General features: G+C 71.8%; 19 protein-coding genes and 1 pseudogene. 8 read left to right on the forward strand and 12 right to left on the reverse strand.

From position 1 onward, the window contains the following. Positions 1-10: 10 nt before the first annotated feature. A complete protein-coding gene (locus ACFY1P_RS24080) occupies positions 11-970 on the reverse strand; it encodes a hypothetical protein (protein WP_390751846.1) in 960 nt (319 codons plus the stop codon). 284 nt (positions 971-1,254) lie between these two features. Between ACFY1P_RS24080 and ACFY1P_RS24085 the strand changes: the two genes are divergently transcribed. Then, positions 1,255-2,571 carry an alpha/beta hydrolase gene (locus ACFY1P_RS24085; protein ID WP_390751847.1) on the forward strand — a complete coding sequence of 439 codons (1,317 nt, stop codon included), beginning with the start codon at positions 1,255-1,257 and terminating at the stop codon, positions 2,569-2,571. Beyond that, positions 2,568-5,093, forward strand: coding sequence for a bifunctional lysylphosphatidylglycerol flippase/synthetase MprF (locus ACFY1P_RS24090; protein WP_390751848.1), 2,526 nt, complete (start codon positions 2,568-2,570; stop codon positions 5,091-5,093). The genes ACFY1P_RS24085 and ACFY1P_RS24090 overlap by 4 nt, the downstream gene beginning before the upstream one ends. 12 nt (positions 5,094-5,105) lie before the next feature. On the opposite strand, the gene ACFY1P_RS24095 is transcribed toward ACFY1P_RS24090, so the two are convergent. Then, positions 5,106-5,486 (reverse strand): hypothetical protein, encoded by a 381-nt coding sequence (locus ACFY1P_RS24095; protein ID WP_361528000.1) that lies wholly within the window; start codon positions 5,484-5,486, stop codon positions 5,106-5,108. A gap of 498 nt (positions 5,487-5,984) precedes the next feature. On the opposite strand from ACFY1P_RS24095, the gene ACFY1P_RS24100 reads away from it, so the two are divergent. Further along, positions 5,985-7,154 (forward strand): DegT/DnrJ/EryC1/StrS family aminotransferase, encoded by a 1,170-nt coding sequence (locus ACFY1P_RS24100; protein WP_390751849.1) that lies wholly within the window; start codon positions 5,985-5,987, stop codon positions 7,152-7,154. A 95-nt stretch (positions 7,155-7,249) separates the two neighbouring features. Here the strand turns inward: ACFY1P_RS24100 and ACFY1P_RS24105 are convergent, their stop codons facing one another. Together ACFY1P_RS24105 and ACFY1P_RS24110 are read right to left on the reverse strand one after the other, a co-directional pair. Further along, a complete protein-coding gene (locus tag ACFY1P_RS24105; protein WP_361528004.1) occupies positions 7,250-7,948 on the reverse strand; it encodes a metal-dependent hydrolase in 699 nt (232 codons plus the stop codon). Positions 7,949-8,063: 115 nt separating this feature from the next. Beyond that, positions 8,064-9,236 carry a PP2C family protein-serine/threonine phosphatase gene (locus ACFY1P_RS24110; protein WP_361528006.1) on the reverse strand — a complete coding sequence of 391 codons (1,173 nt, stop codon included), beginning with the start codon at positions 9,234-9,236 and terminating at the stop codon, positions 8,064-8,066. A 218-nt stretch (positions 9,237-9,454) separates the two neighbouring features. On the opposite strand from ACFY1P_RS24110, the gene ACFY1P_RS24115 reads away from it, so the two are divergent. Then, on the forward strand, positions 9,455-10,192 hold the full coding sequence (locus ACFY1P_RS24115; protein WP_390751850.1) for an SAM-dependent methyltransferase: 738 nt from the start codon (positions 9,455-9,457) through the stop codon (positions 10,190-10,192). Here ACFY1P_RS24115 and ACFY1P_RS24120 read toward each other — a convergent pair. Next, positions 10,138-10,455, reverse strand: coding sequence for a hypothetical protein (locus ACFY1P_RS24120; protein WP_390751851.1), 318 nt, complete (start codon positions 10,453-10,455; stop codon positions 10,138-10,140). The genes ACFY1P_RS24115 and ACFY1P_RS24120 overlap by 55 nt on opposite strands. A 47-nt stretch (positions 10,456-10,502) precedes the next feature. Between ACFY1P_RS24120 and ACFY1P_RS24125 the strand changes: the two genes are divergently transcribed. Together ACFY1P_RS24125 and ACFY1P_RS24130 are read left to right on the forward strand one after the other, a co-directional pair. Continuing rightward, positions 10,503-10,625, forward strand: coding sequence for a zinc-binding dehydrogenase (locus ACFY1P_RS24125; protein ID WP_390751852.1), 123 nt, complete (start codon positions 10,503-10,505; stop codon positions 10,623-10,625). Between the two features lie 270 nt (positions 10,626-10,895). Further along, complete coding sequence (locus tag ACFY1P_RS24130) at positions 10,896-11,276, forward strand: DUF6083 domain-containing protein (protein ID WP_390751853.1); 381 nt, start codon at positions 10,896-10,898, stop codon at positions 11,274-11,276. 17 nt (positions 11,277-11,293) lie between these two features. On the opposite strand, the gene bla is transcribed toward ACFY1P_RS24130, so the two are convergent. Next, positions 11,294-12,208 carry a class A beta-lactamase gene (bla, locus tag ACFY1P_RS24135; protein ID WP_390751854.1) on the reverse strand — a complete coding sequence of 305 codons (915 nt, stop codon included), beginning with the start codon at positions 12,206-12,208 and terminating at the stop codon, positions 11,294-11,296. Positions 12,209-12,448: 240 nt separating this feature from the next. Here bla and ACFY1P_RS24140 point away from each other — a divergent pair, with 240 nt between their 5' ends. Beyond that, positions 12,449-13,669, forward strand: a complete 1,221-nt coding sequence (locus ACFY1P_RS24140; protein ID WP_390751855.1) for an FAD-dependent oxidoreductase — start codon at positions 12,449-12,451, stop codon at positions 13,667-13,669. Positions 13,670-13,713: 44 nt separating this feature from the next. On the opposite strand, the gene ACFY1P_RS24145 is transcribed toward ACFY1P_RS24140, so the two are convergent. Further along, positions 13,714-14,337: a TetR/AcrR family transcriptional regulator gene (locus tag ACFY1P_RS24145; RefSeq protein ID WP_390751860.1), complete on the reverse strand. Its 624-nt coding sequence runs from the start codon at positions 14,335-14,337 to the stop codon at positions 13,714-13,716. A 121-nt stretch (positions 14,338-14,458) separates the two neighbouring features. Then, positions 14,459-14,983 (reverse strand): hypothetical protein, encoded by a 525-nt coding sequence (locus ACFY1P_RS24150; protein WP_361528018.1) that lies wholly within the window; start codon positions 14,981-14,983, stop codon positions 14,459-14,461. Positions 14,984-15,213: 230 nt separating this feature from the next. Between ACFY1P_RS24150 and ACFY1P_RS24155 the strand changes: the two genes are divergently transcribed. After that, a complete protein-coding gene (locus tag ACFY1P_RS24155) occupies positions 15,214-17,076 on the forward strand; it encodes a helix-turn-helix domain-containing protein (RefSeq protein WP_390751856.1) in 1,863 nt (620 codons plus the stop codon). A 482-nt stretch (positions 17,077-17,558) separates the two neighbouring features. On the opposite strand, the gene ACFY1P_RS24160 is transcribed toward ACFY1P_RS24155, so the two are convergent. From ACFY1P_RS24160 to ACFY1P_RS24175, 4 genes and pseudogenes are all read right to left on the reverse strand, one after another. After that, positions 17,559-18,998 carry a hypothetical protein gene (locus ACFY1P_RS24160; protein WP_390751861.1) on the reverse strand — a complete coding sequence of 480 codons (1,440 nt, stop codon included), beginning with the start codon at positions 18,996-18,998 and terminating at the stop codon, positions 17,559-17,561. A gap of 381 nt (positions 18,999-19,379) precedes the next feature. Next, positions 19,380-20,042, reverse strand: coding sequence for a hypothetical protein (locus ACFY1P_RS24165; RefSeq protein WP_390751857.1), 663 nt, complete (start codon positions 20,040-20,042; stop codon positions 19,380-19,382). Positions 20,043-20,210: 168 nt separating this feature from the next. Further along, a pseudogene (locus ACFY1P_RS24170) lies at positions 20,211-21,365 on the reverse strand (methyltransferase). A gap of 12 nt (positions 21,366-21,377) precedes the next feature. Further along, on the reverse strand, positions 21,378-22,922 hold the full coding sequence (locus tag ACFY1P_RS24175) for an AMP-binding protein (RefSeq protein ID WP_390751858.1): 1,545 nt from the start codon (positions 22,920-22,922) through the stop codon (positions 21,378-21,380). Between the last annotated feature and the right edge of the window lie 445 nt (positions 22,923-23,367).

The following is a 23,367-nucleotide window of genomic DNA, read 5'->3' on the forward strand; positions in this document are numbered from 1 at the left end:
GGGCGGCCTGCTACCGGATGTCGTCCCAGGTGATGACCGGGCACCCGGCCCGCAGGCTGAAATCGACCGCCGGGTTCCGCACCGGCCATTTGAGGCGCAGCCAGCTGGGCACGGTCGCGGGAATTCCGTCGTCCCCCGCCAGGTGCCAGAACGTATTGGAGTCCTGCCGGGCGAAATAGGGGCAGAACAGCGAGATCACCAGGGTGGCCCGCCGTCCGTCGGTCACCGGGGTGACCGCGTGGAAGATCCGGCTCCCGTGGAGGAACAGCGTGGCCCCGCGTTCCCCGCACGGCGCCTCGTGAATCCGGGGGTCCCCGGGCTCCGCTCCGGGGAATTCATCCGTACGCCCCCGGAAATAGGTGAAGCGGCCGCCCTCGTAGTCCTCGTAGCCGCTGAGCTGAATGGTGAACACGTAATCCATGCCGTCGCGGTGCCACCGGACGATCTCCGGCCGCCCCCGGCCGTCGCTGTAATTGATCTGCGCCGTGGGGATCCGCAGCGGGTGCGGGATCAGGGGCACGCCGACCAGCCGGGAGCAGGTGAGCAGGAACGCGCGGTCGCGGATCATGTTGTTCAGGAAGGGGGACACGAGATCGGCGCCGCGCAGCCGTCGTGTGGCGATGAACCTGCTGGTGCGCGCGGCCCGTTCGAGGGCCCAGCACACCTCGGTGAGGTGCTCCAGCCCGTCCTCCGTGAGGATCTGCCACGGCCCGACGAGGGCGGTGTCGTCGGTGTGCCCCCGCCAGTGGCCGAGTTCGTGGGGCGCGTAGCCGAACGCGCCGAGCGTCAGCCGTGGCGGCCTCGCCTCCCGCGCGACGAATTCACTGCGCCAGGGCGGCTCCGCGGGCAGGCACGGACCGCGCCGTGGAGTACGGGCCCGCAACGCGTGGACCACCTGGGACACCCCCGTCGGTGTCCTCGGCAGATCCAGTGCGCTCGCTCTTCCGCTCCTCATCGGGGCCGTGGGCATGAGGGCAGCTCCTTCGACGGAGAACTCCGCGGCTGAAGCGAAGGCCGCGTCCCGAGTATCCAACGCCCCGGCCCCGCTTCCACAAGAGCCGCGATCCCGCCACCCGGCGCCCGGCCCACCGGAGGGAGACCGCGGTACGAGTTGCCGGAGAAAATGCGATATGTAGCATTCTGGATGAACGGCAGCCGGTGCGCCCGAGGCCGCCCGGCCACCCGCCGGGGCGCCGAGACGCGAGGCGGAGCGGCCCGTTCACCCACACTCCCCACACGGACGTGGTGCGACGCATGCGGATCGCGGCAGGCCCGCTGGACTGGTCCCTGGTGAGCGGATGGATCCCGCTCACCCTGCTGGCCGTGGGACTGTGCGCGCTGGCGGTGCTGCTCCTCTCCCGCAGGCGCGCCTGGTGGACCCGCCTGCTCCCGGCCGCCGTCCTGCTGGCCGCCCTCCTGGCCTGGCTGCTCCGCACGGCCGTCGACGACTGGTTGCAGCCCTTCCCCGACCCGCTCCCCACCGACGTGGTGATCTGGACCGGCGTCGCCGTCCTGGGTGTGTGCCTCGCGGTCTTCCGCATGCCCACCCTCCGCTGGAAGGGCCGCCTCGGCGCCGTCCTGGCCGGCCTGACCGTCGTCCTGCTCGGCGCCTCCGAGATCAACAAGCACTTCGACCAGTACCCCACCGCGCGTACCGCCCTCAACTCCTGGCTGACGAAGACCACTCGCCTCACCGACGCCACAGGACCCACGGAACCCGCCCTCAAGGTGCCCGCGGGGAAGACCGTCTCCGATGTCTGGAAGCCGCCGCCGGACCTTCCCGAGGACGGCACCCTCTCCCGCACCGCCATCCCCGGCACGGTCTCCCACTTCCACGCCCGCAGCGGATACGTCTACCTCCCGCCCGCCTACCGCGCCACGCCCCGGCCCCTGCTCCCCGTCCTCGTCCTCATGGCCGGGCAGCCCGGCTCACCCGACGACTGGATCAACTCCGGGCGGCTCGTGGACATGATGAACGCCTTCGCCGCCGGCCACCGCGGCCTCGCCCCCGTGGTCGTCGTCGTGGACCCGCTCGGCTCGCAGTTCGCCAACACCCTCTGCGTCGACTCCAAGCTCGGCAACGTCCAGACCTACCTCGCCACCGACGTCCCCGACTGGATCCGCGGCCACCTCCAGGTCGCCACCGCCCGCACCTCCTGGATCGTCTCCGGCATCTCCTTCGGCGGCACCTGCTCCATCCAGCTCGGCGTCAACGCCCCCCAGGTCTACGGCGTCGTCAACGACATCTCCGGCCAGGAGGCCCCCACCCTCGGCAGCCGCAAGAAGACCCTCGACACCGCCTTCGGCGGCGACGCCGCGGCCTTCGCCCAGGTCAACCCCCTCGACGTGCTCGCCCGGCAGCGATTCCCCGACACCGCGGCGGCGTTCGTCGCCGGCAGCGGCGACAGCACCTACGGGCCCCAGCAGCGGAAGATGTACGAAGCGGCCGTCAAGGCCGGGATGCGCGCCGAATGGGTCCAGCTCCCCGGCGGCCACAGCTGGCAGGTCTGGCGCCCCGGCCTGGAGCGCCAACTGCCCTGGCTGGCCCGGCGGACGGGGCTGATCCCATGACGGACACCACCGCACCGCCCCCCGAGGCCCCCGTCACCGGCGACGCCCGGCACCGCTGGCGCATCACCCTCGACAGACTCCTCGCCCCCGTCCGCCACGCCCCCTTCACCCTCGGCTTCCTCGCCGTCCTGTGGACCGTCGGAGCCGTCACCCACAGCCTCGGCTCCGGCCCCGGCAGACACCGGACGGAAACCGTCGCCGTCGGCGTCCCGGCACTGGCCGAAGGCCGCTGGTGGACCCCCGCCAGCTCCCTGCTCTGGTGCCCCGGCCTCGGCGGCTACATCGGCTCCACCCTGATCGTCCTGCTCCTGGTCACCCCCTCCGAACGGCGCCTCGGCGTCGCCCGCACGGCCGCCACCCTGCTCGGCGGCCAGATCCTCGGCACCCTCCTCGGCGTCGGCGTCGTGAAGCTCGGCGACCTCGCCGGGGAGTGGTGGCTGGCGGAACTCGCCGGAGACCTCGCCGTGTCACCCAGCGTCGGCGCGCTCGCCGTCGGCGGCGTCCTCAGCTACCGCCTCAGCGCTCTCTGGCGCCGCCGCACCCGCCTCGCCATCGTCGCCTTCGCCCTGGTCATGGCCCTCTACATCGGCCATCTCCAAGGCGTCCTGCGGCTCGGCGGCGCGGTCGTCGGGCTCCTCGCCGGAGCCGCCCTCTTCCACCGCCAGGGGCCCTGGCGGCTGCGCCACTCCTCCCACACCGAGGCCCGCGTCCTCGTCGCGCTCGTCGTGGCCGCCGCCGCCATCGGACCGATGGCCGCCATCCTCTACCGCGACGCGTACGGCCCCTTCAACTCCTTCCAGCTCTACGTCTCCGTCCAGCCCACCGACCAGGAGGTCGCCGATGCCTGCGCCTCCTCCGCGGCGGACTGCCACTACGCGCACGCGCTGCGGGGCTTCTACGACTCGCCCGCCACCGTCATGGCCGTGCTCGTGCCCGCCCTGCTGCTCGTCCTCGCCGAAGGACTGCGCCGGGGCCTGCGGCTCGCCTGGTGGCTCGCCGTGCTCGTCCACCTCGCCTGGATGGCGCTCTTCTCCTACTGGCTGCACGACTTCCTCAGCCACCCCGCGAGCTGGGCCGCGCCCGCCGAACGGTCCACCTACGCCCAGGCGTTCGCGGAACAGATGCTGCTGCCCGCCCTCGTCCTGCTGCTCCTCGTCGTCACCCGAGCCCGCTTCGACCTGCGCCTGCCCCGCTCGACGACGCACCGGCTCGCGGGCGTCGTCGGCGGTGCGCTGCTGCTGGCCTGCGCCGCGTACATCGGCATCGGCTACGCGGTGCGCGACCAGTACGACCCCGAGGCCACCCCCGTGGGGCTCCTCCAGGGACTCGCCTCGGAATTCCTGCCGCCCACCCTCATCGACGTCTTCACCGCCTGGCCGGTCCCGGTCGGCGGCACCGCCCAGGCCCTCTTCCACTACTGCGGCCTGTTCTTCTGGCTCATCACCCTGATCGCGCTGCTCGTCACCTTCCGCCGCCCCCGCCTGCACACCGACGCCGACGCCGCCGTACGGGCCCGCGAACTCCTCGGCACCCACGGCGGCTCCACGCTCTCCTACATCACCACCTGGGACGGGAACTACTACTGGTTCGACGACAGCGGCCGGGCCGCCGTCGCCTACCGCGTGATCGCCACCATCGCCCTGACCACCGGCGAACCGTTCGGCGCGCCCGACGCCCGCACGGCCGCGGTCGCCGGCTTCGCCCGCCACTGCGACGAACGCGGCTGGACCCCCTGCTTCTACAGCGTCGGCGCCGGGACCCGCGAGGCCGCCGAGCGGCTGGGCTGGCGCTCGGTGCAGGTCGCCGAGGACACCGTCGTACCCCTGCCCGGCCTCGCCTTCACCGGAAAGAAGTGGCAGGACGTGCGCACCGCCCTCAACAAGGCGAAGAAGGAAGGCATCACGGCCGAGTGGTGGTCCTACCCCGACGCCCCCGTCGCCCTCACCGACCAGGTGCGCTCGATCTCCGAGGAGTGGGTCGCCGACAAGGGCCTCCCCGAAATGGGCTTCACCCTCGGCGGCCTGGACGAACTCGACGACCCCGCGGTGCGGTGCCTCCTCGCCGTCGACGCCGACCGCACGGTCCACGGCATCACCAGCTGGATGCCGGTCTTCGAGAACGGCCGGCCCGTCGGCTGGACGCTGGACTTCATGCGGCGCAGGGCCGGCGGATTCCGCGGCTCGATGGAATTCCTCATCGCCTCGGCGGCCCTGGGCTTCCAGGAAGAAGGCGCCCACTTCCTCAGCCTTTCCGGCGCCCCCCTGGCCCGCAAGGCCACCGCGGAACCCCCCGCGGCCCTCCAACGCATGCTCGACTACGCGGGAAAGGTGCTGGAACCGGTCTACGGATTCCGCTCCCTGCTCAACTTCAAGGCCAAATTCCAGCCTCAGTACCACCCGCTGTACATGTCCTATCCGGACCCGGCGGCGCTCCCCGCCATCACCCGGGCCATCGGCAAGGCGTACCTCCCCCATATGACACCGACGCAGGGCATGCGGCTGATGAGGCAGTTCTCGGGGTGAGAGGGTACTTCCTCAGCACGCGCCCAGCCCGGGAGCCGGGTCCTGGCCGGTGTTCACATCGACGGCCGGCACGTTGCCCCACACTCCGTTGTCGAGCAGCGTCCAGTACCAGATGTCGTTCCCGCCAGGGTGCGGGTCGCCATGCCCCCAGCACTGGAACCAGCTGAACGTCCCGTCGAGTGTTCCACGTACCACCGAACGGTACGAGCGGTCCGCATACCCCCTCGCCCCAGCCCTGTTACCGCAGTACAACCTGCCGTCCGAACGGACCCCGCATTCGGCGACGCGCTCGACGCCCTTGGCCGGCGCGACCGCTACGGCCGACGTGCCGACCGTGCCCACAACGGTCGTCAGGGCGAGGACGGAGGCGGCGACGGCAGTACGGATACGCATATGCACTCCTCGGGACGACGACGGGCAGCCGGATGAGCGCCACCACGCACAAGGGAAGGCAGGCCTCCGGCTCGCCCCTGCACAAACAATCGCAGGTCAGGATCCCGCCGACCGGCGACAGCCGTTTCCTGCCGAATCAAGGCCTGCTGAGCCGAGCGACGAATCCGCCGGACGAACCCTAGCCCCGCGAAGACCGTGCCCACAGGGGACCTTTGCGCCAGCGAGAGACCTCCCGAATCGGACGGCCAGGGCCTCCGGAGTCGTCCTGGGTCTTCGGGGCCGCCCTTCTCGGAGTGGCCAGAAGCGTACGCCTGGGGCTGCCGTGAATCCCTTACGTGATGCAGCCTGGGGGAAAGGCATGTTCAGGTTGCTTCGTGTGGCTCCTGGGTACCGGTTTTCCCTCGCCGCACGGTGGTTTTCCGGACGTCCCGGAGTTCCCGCAGCGCTCCGCCTCCGGTGACACGACCGTCCCGTCGACCTGAAGACGATAGGGAACCCATGGCAGAGAACACGGCGAAGGGCGGAGACATGATTGATTTTTCCCGGCCCGTGCTGGGTGACCCGGAACTGAACGCTGTCGCTGAGGTCTTCAGCAGCGGGACGGTCGGCTACCGAGATCAGTCCCGCCGCTTCGAGGAACAGTTCGCACGCCACCTCGGAGTCCCGCACGAGCACGTCATCTTCCTGAACTCGGCCACATCCGGTACGTTCCTGGCCCTCGAGTTGCTGGGGGCGGCCGAGGGCGACGAGATCGTGATGCCGTCCTTGAGCTTTGTTGCCGGGCCCAACGCCACGCTGTCGCGCGGCGCCCGGCCGGTCTTCTGCGAGGTCGATCCTCATTCCCTCAACCCCACCGTGCGCGACGTCGAGCGGGTCGTCACCTCCCGCACCAAAGCGGTGCTGGTCCTTCATTACGGTGGCTACCCGGGCGACATCGCGGACCTCGCGGATTTCTGCGCGAGGCGGGGCATCGCACTCGTTGAGGACGCGGCGTGCGCGGTGGCGTCCACGGTGGGAGGACAGGCCGTCGGCACCTTCGGCGGCATGGGTGTCTGGAGCTTCGACACCATGAAGATCATGGTGACCGGTGACGGCGGCATGCTGTACGTGCGCGACCCCGAACTCGCCCGCCGGGCACGCCGTCTCGTCTACCACGGTCTGGCACAGGCCTGCGACGGCTTCCGTGCGCCGGCGTGGCAGAACTGGACATTCGAGCAGTGGGAGATCGGCTACCGGCTCGTCGGCAACGACCTGACCGCCGCGATCGGGTCGGTCCAGTTGGACCGCCTGCCCGGCCTCGTCTCCCGGAGGGCGGAGCTCGTACGCCTCTATGACAGCGAACTGTCCGGGGCCGACGGCGTTCGGCTGCCGCCTCCGCTTCCCGAGGGGCACCGCTCCTCGTACTACCTCTACTGGGTCCAAGTCGACCGCGCCATCAGGGACGAGGTGGCCCGCGCCCTGTACACCGCGGGCATCCAGACGAACTTCCGCTACGGCCCCCTGCACACAGTCCCGGCCTACGGACCCGTGCCCCGCCTGCCCGTCTCCGAGCGGGCCGCGGAGGAAACGCTGTGCCTGCCACTGCACCCCGGGCTCACCGATGACGATGTGCGCACGGTCGCGGGCCGGCTGCGGAAGACAGTCCTGTCGCTCCTGCCGTCCCTATGAGCGGGACGGACGGCCACCGGCCGGGATCGCGGGGAGTTCCGTGAGAACCGCCACCGTCTCGCCCTCCCCGCAAGCGGCCCCGCCGTAACGGCTGTTCAGCTGCTCGCGTGCGGCGAGAGTGCCGTGAACCAGAGCAGGGCCACGGTCGCCACACCCATGATCGGCGTGAGTATCTCCGTCTCCAGCTTGTTGCCGCTGTGCTTGATGACGACGATCTCGTAGCGGGTCTTGATGGGCCACAGCCAGGGCGCGCCCCGCTTCGTGATGGAGTCCCCCAGCAGGTGGGCGACGCAGCCCAGGCCGATGGAGTAGGGGAGCCAGCCCGGGGCCGAGGGGATGAACTTGGCTATCACGGCGGTGCCGATGCCCGCCATCGCCACGATCGTGCCCCACGCGTGGAAGCCGTGTCCGGGCGGGCAGATGTTCAGCGCCCGGACCGCCAGGGCCAGCAGGAAGAACGTCATGCCCAGGGTGAAGGGCCGCCCCAGATATGCCACCCCCGCCCAGCTGCCGAGCGTCATGAGGGCGACGAACAGCAGGGAGTGTGTGGCATGGCGGTGTCCGCCGGAGGCCCACGAGACGAAGCGGCACAGCGTCTTGGACACCGGCCCGAGGAAGTTGGCTATGGTGCCGTCGTGGTGGTCCAGATCGGGCAGCAGCGCGGCCCCGGCGCAGAGCACCGTGCCCATCAGGATCTCCTGCGGCGCCAGATGAGTGTTCATCACCAACGGCGGCAGGTAGGCGGCGGTGCCCGCGAAGAGCAGCGCTCCGCTCACGGCGTGCGAGTGGCCCATCATCGCGTGTGTATTCTCCCGTGCCGGCGCCACGGTGGTGACGCGTGAACAAACCCGGAAGACGCTACCAGCAAGATCCAGAAGTACATGACAAGCCGGCGCCCGGCCCCCTCGGCTACCGCGAGGGGGTGCCGTACGGAGCGAAGACGAGGATCGCGACGTCGTCGTGGAGTGAAGAGGCGTGGCGGGGCAGGTCCGTGTCGAGGAAGTCGACGACCTCCGCGGGATCCGGCGCGGGCCGGCCGGCGAAGCGCTGGCGCAGGCGGTCGAGAAGGGGATAGAAGGCCCCGCTCGGATCGCGGGCCTCGATCAGCCCGTCGGTGCACAGCAGGAGGACGTCACCGTCACCGAAGCGGTGGGTGTAGGCGACAGGGCGCTCGGCGTCCAGAGCACCCAGGCCGAGGGGGAGGGCGGGCGGCCCGGTGACGGCCTGGACCTCGCCGCGGGAGATGACGACGGGCTCGATGTGGCCGTGGTTGATGATCGTCACCTGCTGGGCCGAGGGGTCGTACTCGATCAGGGCGGCCGTGACGAACAGCTCGTCGTCGCGGATCGATTCGGCCTCGTGGGCCATGCGGCGCTCCATGCTGGCGGCGACCTGCCGCAAACCGCCCGGGTCGTAGACGGCCTGGCGGAAGCTGCCGAGGACGTCGACGACGGTACGCACGGCCTGGAGGCCCTTGCCGCGGACATCGCCGATGATGGCGCGCGTCCCCGCCTGGGTGGCGCGGATGTCGAAGAGGTCGCCGCCGACCATGGTGCGCGCCTCGGCGGGGCGGTAGAGGCTGGCCGCCAGCACGTTGCCCACCTTGTGCGGGACCGGCGGCAGCAGGGTGTGCATCAGCGCCTCGGCGACCGAGTTGGCGCGGACCAGCTGTGCCTCCTGGCGCTTCCGGTGCGCGGCCAGCGCCGTACCGAGGACGCCGACCATCGCGGTGGAGATGTACGCGGCCACGTGATGGCGCTCCCACAGGTTGTTCGTGGCACGGCCGGCACAGCACGGGGTGCCCGCCAGGACGCCCTCGAAGGCGATGGCGAAGACCGTGACGGCGGCGACCCCGAACGGCCCGAGGGAGTACGCGGCGACCACGGGCAGCGCGATGAGCAGGAAGCTCACGGGCCACTGCACGGGAGTCACGGGTTCGAGCAGCAGGACGCCCGCCACATAGGCGGCCGGCAGCCAGCGCATCCAGGCGGGCGGAGCCGCCATCTCCAGGCCGGTATTGCTCAGCCTCGCCGCATGGCGGCCCGAGGCGCTGCCGCCGTCGCCGCGGTGTTGCTGGTTCACCTGTCACTCCCAGCGGGTTGCAGCGGGCTCCTGAGAACATGGCCGACGCACGCAGCGTTGCGCGGCCGAACGGCCCCGCCTCGGCATTAAGCCATCAGCGGCATGTCACAAGTGCCCCTCCGGCACCACGCAGGCGCCCGGCCACGCGCCCCATGGACGACCCCGAGGCACCGGGAAAAGCGCGTGCGCACGACACCCGGGCGTGGCACGCTGCGCCGGTGAACCGTGAACAGATCTCCGCGATCGCCCATGCCGGACACCCCATCAAGGCCCCCCTCGACGACGATTCGGTCCGCCTGCTGCTCGAACGGGGCATCTCCCGCGACGACGCCCGCGTGCTGGACCTCGGCTGCGGCGGAGGCGAATGGCTCCTCCGGGCCCTGACCACCCACCCCCTCCTCCGGGCCGAGGGCGTCGATATCTCCGACATCGCGCTGGAGGAGGCCCGCGCGGCCGCGGGAGAGCGCGGCGTCCAGGAGCGGCTGACGCTCCATCACCGGCCGGCCGTCGATTTCGTCTCCCCGCACCCCTTCGACCTGGTGCTCAGCGTCGGGGCAAGCCACGCCTTCGGCGGTCTGCTCCCCACTCTCGAGGCGGCACGCGAGCACCTGGCTCCCGGCGGGCGCGTCCTGGTGGGTGACGGCCTGTGGGAGAGCGAACCCACCCCGGAAGCCGTCGAGATGCTCGGGGACTTCGCCGACCTGGCGACCACCGTGGAGCGCGTCACCGCCGCCGGCTGGACCCCGGTCCACGGCCACGTCAGCACGCGCCGGGAACTCGACGACTACGAATGGGCCTGCTGGGGTTCGCTCGCCTCGTGGGCGCTGGACAACCCCGCCCACCCCGACAGCGCCGAAGCACTCGCCACGGCGGCGATACGCCGTACGGAATGGCTGCGCACCTACCGGTCGTGCTGGGGCTTCGTCTCGCTCGTCCTGCGCCGCACCTCCGACTGACCCCCTCCTCGGTCCCCGACGAGAGCCCCGGCCGCCGCCGCGCGGGCATCGAAGACGGCGCGGGCGGCGAGCACTTCTCCGGCGTGGTTCTCCGGCCACTCCTTGAGCGTGGTGAGCAGGGCCACGACCTCTTCGCCGAGCGGCGTCGTCCCACCCTCCGCGAGGGCGGGACGCTCATCGCCGTCCACCCCGCCGAGGAGACGCGCCTGCGTGCCGAGCGGCTCGGGGTGCGGGCGGTGGTGGTGTGCACCGAGCCCGACCACCCCGGCCTGGAGGCGCTGGCCGCGCCGGCCACGGGGGCCGGCTCCGGGTGGAGATCGCGTGGACCTTTCCCCTCGCCTCGGCGCGGCAGGCTCACCGGGTGCTGGAGACCGGGCGCACCACCGGCAAGATCGTCCTCACGGTCGGGACGCGTACGGCGGACGCGGCCTGACACACGGCACGTCCTGGTGGAGGAACCGCCCCGCGCAAGTGCGCCCGCCCGGCCAACCCCGCTGTACGTCAACGCGCCGGATGACAACCCCCGCGACGCCTCCCGTCGCATCCGCAGCCCCGGCCCCGGCGCGGACGACCGATATCACCGCTGGTCGTAGGGGCGAGATGCCACCACGCTCCGGATATGGGGGAATTCGGCGAACCGCGGACATGCCCTGGCTGCCCCGAGCCCGGAGGCGATGTCCAGGACCGGGGAAGGCCTTGGGGCGTGCTCTGCGATACGTGCTTCGCCGATACGGAGACCGCCGTCGACGACGCGCAGGCGAGGAGCGAGGGCGCCACCGCGCCGGGGCCGCGGGAGCCCGCCGCCTGTCCTCGGTGCGGGCACGAGCAGGACCGCCGCCTCACCGGCTACGGGCGGCGCATCCTCCTCGATCGGGTCCCGCTGCTGTCGAGCGAAGTGCCGGAAGGGCTGCGCTGGTTCATCGCCGACGACGGCCGGGCCGTCAAGGGCCCCGGACGGGGTACGCAATGCCGGATCGCTCACGAGCACGTGTGCGGAAGCGGCCCCGAGCCCACGGACCTGCCTTCGGCCTTGAGGAAGGTGTGGCTGGGCAACCGCATCAAAGGGCCCGCGGAAGGCCGGTGACAGCGACCGCGTGCGGCTCAGCCGAGAGCCCCGGCCACGAGCCGGGCGGTCTCGGCGACGAGCGGGTTGTCCGCCGGTGCCTCGCGGTCGTGCTTCGTGGTCAGGACGGCCAGCACGATCGGTGACCGGCCGGGCGGCCAGGTGATGCCCACGTCGTTGCGGGTCCCGTACTTCCCGGCTCCGGTCTTGTCGGCGAGGGTCCAGGCGGCGGGGAGGCCCGCGCGGAAGCATTCGCCGCTGGTCGTGTTGGCCAGCAGCCAGCCGGTCAGCCGCTTCCGGTCCCCGGCGTCGAGCGCGTTCCCGAGGGTCAGGCGCGCGTAGGTCGAGCCGATGGCGCGCGGGCTGGTGGTGTCGGTCCGGCGTTCCGGTTCCGCCGAGTTGAGTTTGGGCTCCCACCGGTCGAGGCGGGTCGTGCGGTCCCCGATCGAGCGGCAGAAGCGGGTGACGGCGGCCGGGCCGCCCAGCTCGTGGAGCAGGAGGTTGGCGGCGGCGTTGTCGCTGAAGCTGATGGCGGCGGAGCAGAGCTCGGTGACGGTCATGCCGGCGGCGAGGTTCTCGGCCTTCTCCGTGACCGGGGCGTATTCCGACGCGTCGGTGTCCTTCTTGGTGTAGTGGATCCGCTTGGCGAGGAACTCGCCGTGGTGGTCGAGGTCCCGCAGGACGGCCGCGACGGCGATCGTCTTGAAGGTCGAGCACATCGGGAAGCGCTCGTCCGCGCGGTACAGCACCGTCCTGCCCGTGGCCGTGTCGCGGGCGTAGACCCCCAGGCGGGCGGAATGCGCGCGTTCGAGTTCCTTGAGCCGCCTGGTCAGCGCGTCCTCGCCGGGCGTCGAGGCGTACGCCGTCCCGCCCGTGGACACGGCGGCCAGTGCGGTCCCGGCGCCGAGGGTCAGTATCGCGCGGCGGGTCGGGCGTGCTCCTGCGGTCTCCACGTTCGCATCCTCCTGCTCTCTTGCTGCTGCTCTCTTGCGGCCAATACGTCATCCATGACGCCGCGACAGCCCCAGCTGGTTTCACTTCACCATCACTCGTCTCATTTGTCTCTCCAGTCCCGGGAGTTCAACAGCGGCTCCTGATCAACCCCCTTGAACGCGACCCTGACCGATCGGTTAGATTACTGACCGATCGGTCAGAGATTCAGTCAGAGATTCGCGCTGAGGAGAGGCGGAAGCATGGAGCGCACGACGTGCTGCATCGTGGGAGGCGGACCGGCGGGCATGATGCTCGGCCTGCTGCTGGCCAGGGGCGGCATCCAGGTGACCGTGCTGGAGAAGCACGGGGACTTCCTGCGGGACTTCCGGGGGGACACCGTCCACCCCTCGACCCTGCACCTGCTCGACGAGCTGGGCCTCGGCGAGGAGTTCGCGAAACTGCCGTTCCCCAAGATGGAGGAGATGCGGATGCAGTTCGGCACCGCCTCCGTCGTCGCGGCCGACCTCCGCCGCATTCCCGGCAGGCACAAATACATCGCGATGGTCCCGCAGTGGGACTTCCTCGATCTCATCGCGAGCGCCGCCGCCGCAGAGCCCTCCTTCACCCTGCGGATGCGCACCAAGGTCACGGGCCTGCGCAGGGAAGGCGGGCGGATCACCGGCGTCCACTATGTCGACGAGAACGGCACCCCCGGGGAGCTCGCGGCCGACCTGACGGTCGCCTGCGACGGCCGCGACTCCCTCGTCCGCCACGAGGCCGGGCTCCGGCCCGAAGAGCTCGAAGCGCCCATGGACGTATGGCAGGTGAGGGTCGACGGGCCCCGCGGCGGCCTCAAGGACGGCCGCGTCCTCGCCCGCTTCGGCCACGGCCAGGCGGCCGTCACCATGGACCGCGGCGACTACTACCAGACCTCCTACCTGATCAGGAAGGGCAGCGACAAGGAACTGCGGGCCAACGACATCCAGTGGTTCCGCGACCGCCTCGGCGCCCTGTGCGGCTGGGACGCGGCGGTGACCGGCGGCATCGGCTCGTGGGACGACGTCAAACTGCTGGAGGTCACCATGGGCCGCCTGCGCCGCTGGTACCGCAACGGCCTGCTCTGCATCGGGGACGCGGCCCACACCATGTCCCCGGTCGGCGGCGTCGGCGTCAACCTCGCGATACAGGACGCCGTCGCGGCCGCCCGCATCCTCGCCGGACCGCTGCGCGACGGCTCGGTCTGCGTCCACGACCTGGCCCGCGTGCAGAAGCGCCGCTGGCTGCCGATGGCCATGGTCCAGAAGTCCCAGGCGGGCGAGCACGCGATACTCCGCGCCGTCCTGGAAGGCACCCTCGCCCCCGACACCGTGCCCCCGGCCCTGCGCCTCCTGACGAAGGTGCCGCCGCTGCGCGGGGTGACGGCGTACCTCGGCGGCATCGGGATCCGCCCGGAGCACGCGCCGGATTTCGCGCGGGCGTAGACAGGCACAGGAGTCCGGACGGCCGAGGCCGTCCGGACCCCGGCCTAGTCGAAGCGGCGGATCGCCGCCAGTGTGAAGGCCTCCAACTCGTCCGCCGCCGCGTCGAGATCGAACTCCGGATGCGCGAGCCAGTGCGAGATCACGCCGTCGATCGCGCCGCCCACCGCCAGGGCCACGGCATCCGGATCGAAGCGGCGCAGCTGGCCGGACTCCTGGCCCGCGGCGAGGAGGGCGGCCAGCGCCTGGCGGCGGCCGTGGGTGTCGTGCGAGCCCGGGGCCTTCAGCCGGGTGCCGCCCGCGTCGTCGAGCAGCATCTCGGTGATCACCCGCACATGGCGGCGGTTGGCCTGCTGGTACGACACCATCGCGCGCACGTACGCGACGACCGCGGTCAGCGGGTCCGACTCCCGCTCCACCCGCTCGGTGACGTACGCGGTGAAGCGCTCCAGCACCTGCGTCAGTGCCGTACGGGTCAGGTTGTCCTTCGACGAGAAGTGGTAGAGGACGGCCGCCTTGGAGATCCCGGCCTCCTCGGCGATCGCCGACAGCGAGGTCGCGGGAAAGCCGCGTGTGGAGATGAGGTCGATGGTGCACTCGACGATCTGCTGCCGGCGGGCGAGCTCCCGGAAGGTCGGCCCGTCGTCGGCGGCGCTCCGGCGAGGAGTCATCGTCAAGCTCTTTCCTTTTCGCACATGGAACCGGCACCCGACCGTACACCGGCCGACGGTCGGTGTACGGCGTGGGGCGCCGGTTCGGGTGGGGCGGGGCCGGGGAGAGCCCCGCCCCACGTCAGAGCGCGATCCGCAACTGGCCCTGGCCGGTCGCCTGCGTCACGCCGTTCGCCCCCAGGCACCCCGCCGGATCGGCCGGAATCAGCCCCACATCGCGCGTCACCCTGGCCCCGGTCCCGGGGCCCTCCACGATCCACCCCGTCAGCTGCACCACGTTGACACCGCCGATCCGCGCCGCCGTGCCCTGGTCGTAGGCGACCACCGAGGTCCGGCCGTCGGGCAGGCGCAACCGCTCCCGCCCGGTCGGCGAGTTGAACGCCAGGCAGGACGCCGACGGCGACTGCGCCTCTGTCTCCCCGGCGACCGGGACCGTCCTGCCGAGCGGGCCCGAGCAGGAGTACGCGCTCCTCGCGTGGATCTTCGTCGGCCGCGGGGTGGGCGAAAGACCGGGGCTGTACGTGGTGTCCTCCTCGCCCGCGCAGACGATCAGCCCCTCGGCCTGCGTCGCCGGAGCGCAGACCAGTGACGAACCGGTCAACACCATCGCGCACAACGCCACTACAGCACCGCGTACACCGACCATGGACACCCCTCCGAGAAGTCCCACGCACGCCACCTGTGGCGCGCGGTCCCTCCCTACCCGCACCGCACCACTGATCCGCACCGCGGTGCCCACCACACGAAGCGCGCCGGCCCGGTCGTGCCGACGCGCGCGCACCCCCGCGCACGGCCGAAAACACACTCCTCCGTGGCGCGATCCGCGCCGGTTCGTGCTCAAGTAGCCTTGCGGGGGCTGGTCGAGGGGAGAAACCGGTGGTCACGGTGGGTTTGCTCGCGGGGATTCCGGAGCTGACGCTGAGGTTCGGGCCGGGATCGCGGGAGCGCGGAGCACGGCGGACGGTCACCGGCACCGTGACGCTCGCGGAAGGGACCGCGGTGGCGGGCGGCCTCGCCGGGCAGCTCGTACGGGTGCCCGTCGACGGTGACTGGGCGCACGACCGGCACCGGGCGGAGAGGCAACTGGCCCGGCCGGCCGCCGAGGGCGCCGCGGCCCTGGTCGTACCGGCCTCGTCCGGGCCGCCCGAGGCACTGGTCGAGGCCACGGCCCGGCTGGGCATCCCGCTCCTGACGATGTCCGAGGACGTGCCCTGGCACCGCGTCCAACGCGCCGTCGACGACGAACGGCTGCGCCAGGCGACCGGCCGCTCGGCGCGGCTGACCGAACTGCTGGAGCTCGCCCGGACGGGCACGCACGACACCGACACGGCCGTACGCCGCCTGACCGCCTGGCTTGGCGACGCCGTCGGCGGCACCGTGACGCTCACCGGCCGGTGCGGCACAGCGCCCGGAGCCGCCGACCCGCACCTGATCGCGGAGGTGGCCGAGGGGCGGCTGCACGCGGCGGCCGTCCAGGAGGACCACACGCACCTGCGGCTGGTCGCCGTGGGGCGGCAACGCCCGCACCCGGTCCTCGCCGTCGCCCGTGACCGCCCCTTCGACGAGCAGAGCACCGCGCTGGTCAACCACGCCGCCGACGTGCTCGCCCTGCTGATCCGGGCCCGCGACGCCGAGGAACTCCGCCGCCGCTCGGAGGAGGCCGTCTCCTCCCTGCGGCTCGCGGTGCTCCAGCTCCTCATGGGCGGTGACGTGGCCCTGGCCCAGCGCACCGCCGCCCCGCTGCACCCCGGGCTGCTCGACGCCGAGTCCGCCGACGTCCACATCCTGGAGGCCCCGGAAGGACGCCGCGACTGTCTGGCGCGCGAGTGCGAGGCGGCCGTCGACGGCCGAGCCCTGCTCGTCCGCTGCCCGGCCTATGAGCAGCACCTGATCGTCGTCGTGCCCCTGCCGGAGGACGCGGCGGCGCGCGACGAGCGGACGGACGGCGTCGGACCCGCGCTGCGCCGGATCGTCGCCGCCCGGGACGGCGTGTTCCTGGGCGGCAGCGGCCGCCACCCGCTGGCCCGTACGGCAGAGGCGTACGGCGAGGCGTCCCGCGCGCTCGCGGTGGCCCGGCTCCGTCCCGACCGGATGGCCGCGCATACGGCGCAGACCCGGCTGACCGAGATCCTCGACCTCGCCGCGACCGCCCGCTGGGCGGCCGAAGCGCTGCGGCCGCTGGACTCACTGCCCTATCCCAGCAAGGGCCCGCTGCTCGCGACCGTCGGCCTGGGCCTGGAGTTCACGGCCGTCAACGCGGCCAGGATCCTGGGGGTGAGCCGCAACACCGTACGCGCGCGCATGGACCGCGTCGGCGGGCTGCTGGACCTCGACCTCAGCGACGTACGCGCGCGGGCCGTGCTGCACCTCGCCCTGCACGCGCACGGTCACGGGCCCGCACTGCCGGGCGGTGTCGTGTCCTTGGCCGGGCTGCTGGACACCGAGGGCGTCCGCGGCTGGGCGGCGGAGCTCCTGGGCAGGCTGGACGCCGACGACCGCGGACTGCGCCGCACCCTCCGGGTCTGGATCGCGGAGAACACCGGTGTCGAGCGGGCGGCCGGCCGGCTGGGTCTGCACCCCCAGACCGTGCGCGAGCACGTCCGCAGCGCCGAACAGCTGCTGAGGCGCCAGCTGTTCACCGGTGGCGGCGATCTCTACGAGGTGGTCCTCGCGCTGGCCGCCGTGGACGGGAGTGAACTCCCGGCACTGACCGGCTGTGCCACGGCAATGCCCCTCTGACGTTTCCTTCCGCCCGTGGCCGACGGATATCCGCGCAGGTCATCCGGGTGGACCGTGCACCGATGACAGTGCGTGGCATCTGAACGTGCACCCGTGAGGTATTGCCGTCCCGGCCCGCGGGCATAGCGTTTCCCCACCGCCGCCGACGAGGCCGCGGCAACGGGGGAACAACGGGGGACCGGCACCGCTGGTCCGGAATCCGGTGAACGACTCCGGCATCGCGTACGCACAGTGCGCGGCGCCGGAGTCACTGGGGAAATACCGGCCCGGCGCGAGCACTTGGGGGTGCGATGCGCCCGGGAACACGAAGGTCCGTACGGAGCGGGTCGCAGCGACGACACCACTACCGTACGGGCCTTTCCCGCGTGCGCGCGCCGGAATTCCCTGCGCGCCTCGCGCACCTGAGTCCGGCAACGGCACGGGGTGACCGGCGGAGCGGAATCCCGCCCCACCGGCCACCCCGGTCCGTTCCGTCTCAGGTGTCAGCCGCGCCGCTTGCCCGGCGTGGAGACGGCACCCGAGCCCTCCGCGATCTTCCACTCCCGGTGCAGGGCACCGAGCGGAATGGGTTTCTCGAAGATCGGCGTGTCGAAGATCTTCAGCTGGAGCTGGAGGGCTCCCGTCAGATCCAGCCCGCCGTAGGCCTTCCACTGGCCAGACGCGGACGCGCTGCCGTCCATGGCCGCGCCGGCCTGCCCCTCCGCCTCGGCCCGCAGGTACGGAGCGATGTCGGCGCTCACGCCGACGGCCCCGTACAGGCCCACGCTCGCCTCCGCGCCGAGTGCCGCCTTCACCTTGCCCGCGGCGGTGACCGTCGCGCGCGGTGAAGTGGCCTTCATCTCGGACGAGTTGACGGGCGTCCAGCCCTTGCCGTGGGTGTAGGTGCCGCCGACGCGGAAGTCGCCCTTGAGGTCCTGCTTGACGTCGACGTTGATCTTGCCGTCGGCGTCGACCTGGAGGTAGCAGGTCAGACCGAGGTTGACGACGACCGGTACCGGGCCGACCTGGATGACGGGCGCGGCGTGCAGCTTGGCGAACGGCACCCGCAGCGGCTTGCCGCCCGGAGTCGTGCCGGCCGCCTGGCCCTTGAGCTCCCACTGGGACGACCAGTCGCCCGACAGCGACAGCGAGGCGCCGCCCGGGACACCGGCGGGGCCGGAGCCACCGTCGTACGAGAAGTCGACCTCGGGAGCCAGCTGGACGAAGCCCGCGGCCGACGCGGCGGCGGACGCCGGGGCGCCCTCGGCCGTCGCGATCGACGTGCCGACATCGATCCGCAGACTGCCCATCGGCAACTGCGCGCCCTTCGGGCCGAAGTGGGCGTCGCCGGTCTTCGCCCAGGAGACCTTGGTGCCCTTGACGAGCGGCTCCACCGACATGGTGGAGGGGTCGACGGGCACCTTGCCGTCGGCCTTGGAGTCACCGAGCAGCGCGCCGAGGGTGGCCGGGGCCGTGTTGACCTCGGTGCCCTTCTCGGTCTTGCCCAGCACCTTGGTGACCTTGGCCAGCACCCCGTCGGGAGCGCCGGGCGCGGGCGCGCTGGCGATGATGTCGCCGACGGCCACAGGGGAGTTCCGCTCCGTCCCGGCCGAGCCGGAAGGGGCGGGGGACGCGGGGTGAGCGGCGGCCGGGGGCTTCTTCGCCGGCGTTTTCGGTGTGTCGGACAGGACGGCACGTCCGCTCTCGCGGTCGAAGGAGGCGACCTTCAGAGAGGACTTCTCCGCCTGGCGTCCGCCGCCGGTCGGATGGGCCACGGCACTCGGCGCGGCCGCCCCGTCGGGAGCGGCCTTGACCGCGAGCTGCCGGTCCCCGGCCGACGCCGCGTCAGCGGCGGCAGCGGCGAGCTCGGCGGCGGCGCGGTCCGAGGCGGGCGACGGCCCGGAGGCCGAGCACCCGGCGACGAGCAGGGACGCGGCGGTCATGGCCGGTAAAGCGATGGCCTTGGCAGTGGTTCTGCGCACGTAGGATCCTCGGGAGCGTGAGGTGGGGGCGGACCGAGGAGCCTCGGGGACGAGCGCCTTCGGACCGCATCACACGGCACCGTGCGAGTGGTGTTACTCGCAGGTAAATGATCTGCATGATCATGCCACGCACTCGAGCGGCGCCGGGACCGGTTCCCCGGCACCGAAACCATGAGCTTGATCACAATCGGACCCCGCTCGCCCCGGCCCCGGCACAGCGGCGCCGCCGGGTCGGTGACGCCGCTGAAACACCTGACCGCCCACGGTGCAGCCCGGACAGGACGGGCCGCACGGTGGGCGGTAGCCAGGGGCGCGCGCTCGCGCCAGCGCGAGCGCGCGGGGTCAGGACACCGGAGCGTCCGTGAGATCGGTGACGAACTTCCGCAGCCGGCCGCGCACCACCGGTGTCACGCCGTGGATGAGCTGCGCGCCGTACGCGATGGCGACACCGCGGCCCGCACGGGCGGTCCAGCGGGTCCTGGTCGTGGCCGCGAGCCACTCGGCCTCGGCCGCGTGCGGGTCCGCCGCGGTCTCGTGCGGCAGGCTGCGGGCCAGAGGCGTGCCGGAGACAAAGCCGTCCGCGACACCGAGCAGCGTCGTGGTCCAGGGTGAGGGGTCGGCCGTCGTCTCGGTGTAGAACTCCCCGCCCTCCTCCGCCTCGGCGATCACCACACTGATCCGGCCGATCCGGCGCGGAGCCGTGCGCGGGCTCCTGATGCCGTCGAGGTGCGAGGGCACGCACTGACCGGTCGTCAGCTCGGTGTACCCCCACGGAGTGGCGGCCGCGATCGAGGGCATGGCGCGGCGGATGGCGGGCAAGGAGCGGACGGTGGCCAGGGCGAGGATCTCCTGCGCGAGCGCGGGCGCGGGCAGCACCTCGGCCTGGGTGCGGGGGCGCCAGCCGGCCGCCTCGCTGTCCATGATCTTGACCAGCCGGGCCGACTCCTCCGCGCTGAGGAAGCTCTCGACGGTCTGGACAGCCAGGGTTTCACTGATGTGAATCACGACGCCCCCTTGCGCTCACTGGTCCGGTGCGCGGCGATGACCCTCCCCACCATCCCGGCCCGCGCCAGCCATGACCCCGGCGCACGCGGGGGCGCGCGGGTGCGCATCAGCAGCGCACGCGCCCCCCTGTGGCGCCACCGGGTCGCACGGGCCGCGCGGCCCGTGCCGTCAGCGCTTGACGGCCCGCAGGATGACGAACTTCGGGTCGCTCGCCACGACCTCGCAGTTGCCGAAGAGCTTCCGTAGCCGCACGTGGTAGCCGAGGTGCCGATTGCCGACGACCCACAGCTCGCCTCCGGTGCGCAGCGCGTCGCGCGCCCCGGAGAACATGCGTCACGCGGTGACATCGGTCGTCGCCTGGTGGGTGTGGAACGGCGGGTTGTTGAGCACCAGGTCGACCGACCCGGCCGGTACGCCCGACAGCCCGTCACCCACCCGGAACGACGCGGAGGCTCCGGCCCCGGCGTTCGCCCGGAACGTCGCCTCCGCGGACGCCACCGCCTGGAAGGACTCGTCGACGAACGTCACCTCGGCCGCCGGGTCGGCCAGCGCGGCCGCCGTGCCCACCACGCCGTTGCCGCAGCCGAGGTCCACGATGTGCCCGGGACCCCGGCGCCGCGGCAAGTGCCCCAGGAAGAACCTGGTGCCGATGTCCAGACGCTCCGCGCAGAAGATACCGGCGTGGTTGACGACGGTGCGTCCGGACATCACCCCGACGTCGTCGGGCAGGGCGTAGCTGTGCGGCCAGGGGTTGGTGCCGCGCTCCAGCCCCGGGTCCGGTGAGCAGAAGATGAGCCGCGACTTCTTCACCGCGAGCGACGTCCGCGTCGGACCCAGGAGCTGTTCGAACAGTTTGAGCGTCGAGGTGTGGATCTCCGTCACCCGCCCCGTGCCGACCACGACCGTGCCCGCGTGCACATGCGGCGCGAGGCGGTGCAGCTGGTCCTCCAGCAGCGCCAGACTCTTGGGCACCCGGATCAGCAGGACGTCGATCCGCTCCGGCGGAGTGTCCCGTGTCGAGCGCAGCCGCACTGCGTCCCGGGCGAGCCCGTTGCGCTCCAGATTCGCCCGGGTCGCTTCCTGGGCGAGGAAGGAATCGGTGATCTGCACGGGACGGTGCGCCGCCAGCGAGACGGCCAGCGCACCCCACCGGTCGCCCACGACGACCACGTTGCCCGACAGGTCGACGGGCTCGCCGTCCACGCCCTTGAGATGGCTGAGCAGATACTCGTCGGCAGCGTCCCAGGCACGGAGCCTGTCGCGGGGGTCCTCGGGGAAGCGGGTGAGTTCGTACTCGCCCCATGACGTCATCAAACGGTTCATTGTGGCCTCAGGCTAGCCGAGCGGCGCACCCACCGTACCCGCCGCCTGGCTGCGCAGCAGCTTCTTGTCGGGCTTCCCGGCGTCGGTCAGCGGCAGCGCGTCGACGAAGACGATGCGCGCCGGCTCGTACATCGCGCCGCGCTCCTCGCGCACCATGGCGCGCAGCTCCTCCTCGTCCACTTCGCTGCCGGGCTTGCGGACGACGGCCGCGTGCACCTGCTCCATGAGGTTGGCGTCCGGCACGCCGAAGACCGCGCTCTGCAGCACCTGCGGGTGGGAGTTGAGGACGTCCTCCAGCTCGACGGTGTACACATGGCCGCCGACGACCACGATCATGTCCTTCAGGCGGTCGACGATCGTCAGGTACCCCGCGTCGTCGAGGTAGCCCACGTCGCCCGTGTGCAGCCAGCCGTCCCGCAGCACCTCGGCTGTGAGCTCGGGCTGCTTCCAGTACCCCTGCATCACGTGCGAGGAGCGCACGCAGATCTCGCCGTGCTCGCCGTGGGGCAGGTCCCGGCCCTGCTCGTCGCGGATGGCGACCTCGACCCCGTCCATGATCTTCCCCGCGGACCGCAGCAGCTCCGGGCGCGCCGGGTCGTGGTCCTCGGGCTCGAGCATGCTGATCCCGCCGGCCTCGTTCTGGCCGTAGAACTGGTTGAGCACGGGGCCGAAGTACCGCACGGCGGAGGCGAGTCGCGCCGGGGACGACGGGCAGCCGCCGTAGGTGAGCCGGCGCAGGCTGGAGGTGTCGGCGCGGGTGGCGTCCGGGTGGTCCATCAGCTGGTAGAGGAGCGGCGGCAGCAGGAAGAGGTGGGATATGCGCTCACGCTCGATGGTGGACAGCACGGCGCCCGCGTCGAAGTCGTCGAGCAGGACGACGGTGCCGCCGACGCCCAGGGCGCGGTCGGCCACCAGGCCCGCGGCGTGCGCGAGCGTGGTGCACACCAGCGCGCGGATCCCGTCCTCGTCGTTCCAGTCCGCGTTGATCCCCCGTCCCTGCTCGAAGGAGGAGCAGATGGCCTTGGGGTGGCCGGTGGTGCCGCCGGTGTGGCGGATGGTGCAGGTGTCCTCGGGCTCCGCGAGGCCGGGGAAGGGCTCGGCGGACTCCTCCCCGGCGAGCGCGAGCAGGTCGAGCCCGACGGTCGTCGGCCCGAGCACGAGCACGTGCGGCACCGGCGCCCGCGAGGTCAGCTCGGCGGCGCGGTCGGTGTAGGCGGGGTCGACGATCAGGGCGTGGGTCTCGACGTCCCGGACGATGTTGGCCTGCACATCGGCCGACAGCTTGTTGTAGAGGTGGTTGACGGGGCAGCCGAGCAAATTGGCCGCATAACGCGCGGCGATCGTCTCCGGGATGTTCCCGCAGAGGAGGGTGACGGTCTGTCCGCGGCGCACACCCTGGGCCCGCAGCGCCCGGGCCATGCGGTAGATGAGGTCGCGCAGTTCGCCCGCGGCCATGCGTCGGCCGTGGTGCACCACGGCCTCCTTGTCCGGTTCCTGTCCCAGCGCGTCGAGGTTCTCCTCCACATAGCTGCGGAAGCGCTCGGTGGCGACGGTCATGGGTGTTTCCCCTCCTGGTGGCTGTGATCCCCCGTATAGGTTGACTAAGGCAACCAAACCGATGGTAATCGCTGATGATCGACAGCTCCAAGCCGGGCGCTGATATCCGGTCAAAGGGTGGGAGGGCAGCGGGGTGTCTCGCGAAGATCGCGGCGCCATGACGCCATGTGGGTGATTTGTATGAGTGTGTTGGGTGTGATGGTCCTATGAGTGCTGTGGTGCGTTGCTACGTTTTTCGGGTTGATTGAGGTCTTTGGTCGACAGTGGGTTCGGTGGGGGGAGTGGGTGGTGGTTGTGGTGGGTGGTGTGTGGGTGCCGGGGCCGTCGGGTGTGGTGTCGGGGGGTGGTGGTGGGGGTGGGGGTGGTGGGGGTGGTTATGACTATGGGGGTTTCAGTGAGTTGGCGGGGGTGGCGGTGGAGCCGCCGGTGGGGGTGTATCGGGTGG

Source organism: Streptomyces sp. NPDC001407 (assembly GCF_042895325.1).
In the GTDB taxonomy this organism is placed as follows: Bacteria; Actinomycetota; Actinomycetes; order Streptomycetales; family Streptomycetaceae; genus Streptomyces.

Coding starts and splice junctions, on each gene's coding strand:
- ACFY1P_RS24080 (WP_390751846.1), bottom strand. CDS start 970: ATGCCCACGGCCCCGATGAGGAGCGGAAGAGCGAGCGCACTGGATCTG.
- ACFY1P_RS24085 (WP_390751847.1), top strand. CDS start 1,255: ATGCGGATCGCGGCAGGCCCGCTGGACTGGTCCCTGGTGAGCGGATGG.
- ACFY1P_RS24090 (WP_390751848.1), top strand. CDS start 2,568: ATGACGGACACCACCGCACCGCCCCCCGAGGCCCCCGTCACCGGCGAC.
- ACFY1P_RS24095 (WP_361528000.1), bottom strand. CDS start 5,486: ATGCGTATCCGTACTGCCGTCGCCGCCTCCGTCCTCGCCCTGACGACC.
- ACFY1P_RS24100 (WP_390751849.1), top strand. CDS start 5,985: ATGGCAGAGAACACGGCGAAGGGCGGAGACATGATTGATTTTTCCCGG.
- ACFY1P_RS24105 (WP_361528004.1), bottom strand. CDS start 7,948: ATGGGCCACTCGCACGCCGTGAGCGGAGCGCTGCTCTTCGCGGGCACC.
- ACFY1P_RS24140 (WP_390751855.1), top strand. CDS start 12,449: ATGGAGCGCACGACGTGCTGCATCGTGGGAGGCGGACCGGCGGGCATG.
- ACFY1P_RS24145 (WP_390751860.1), bottom strand. CDS start 14,337: ATGACTCCTCGCCGGAGCGCCGCCGACGACGGGCCGACCTTCCGGGAG.
- ACFY1P_RS24150 (WP_361528018.1), bottom strand. CDS start 14,983: ATGGTCGGTGTACGCGGTGCTGTAGTGGCGTTGTGCGCGATGGTGTTG.
- ACFY1P_RS24160 (WP_390751861.1), bottom strand. CDS start 18,998: ATGACCGCCGCGTCCCTGCTCGTCGCCGGGTGCTCGGCCTCCGGGCCG.
- ACFY1P_RS24175 (WP_390751858.1), bottom strand. CDS start 22,922: ATGACCGTCGCCACCGAGCGCTTCCGCAGCTATGTGGAGGAGAACCTC.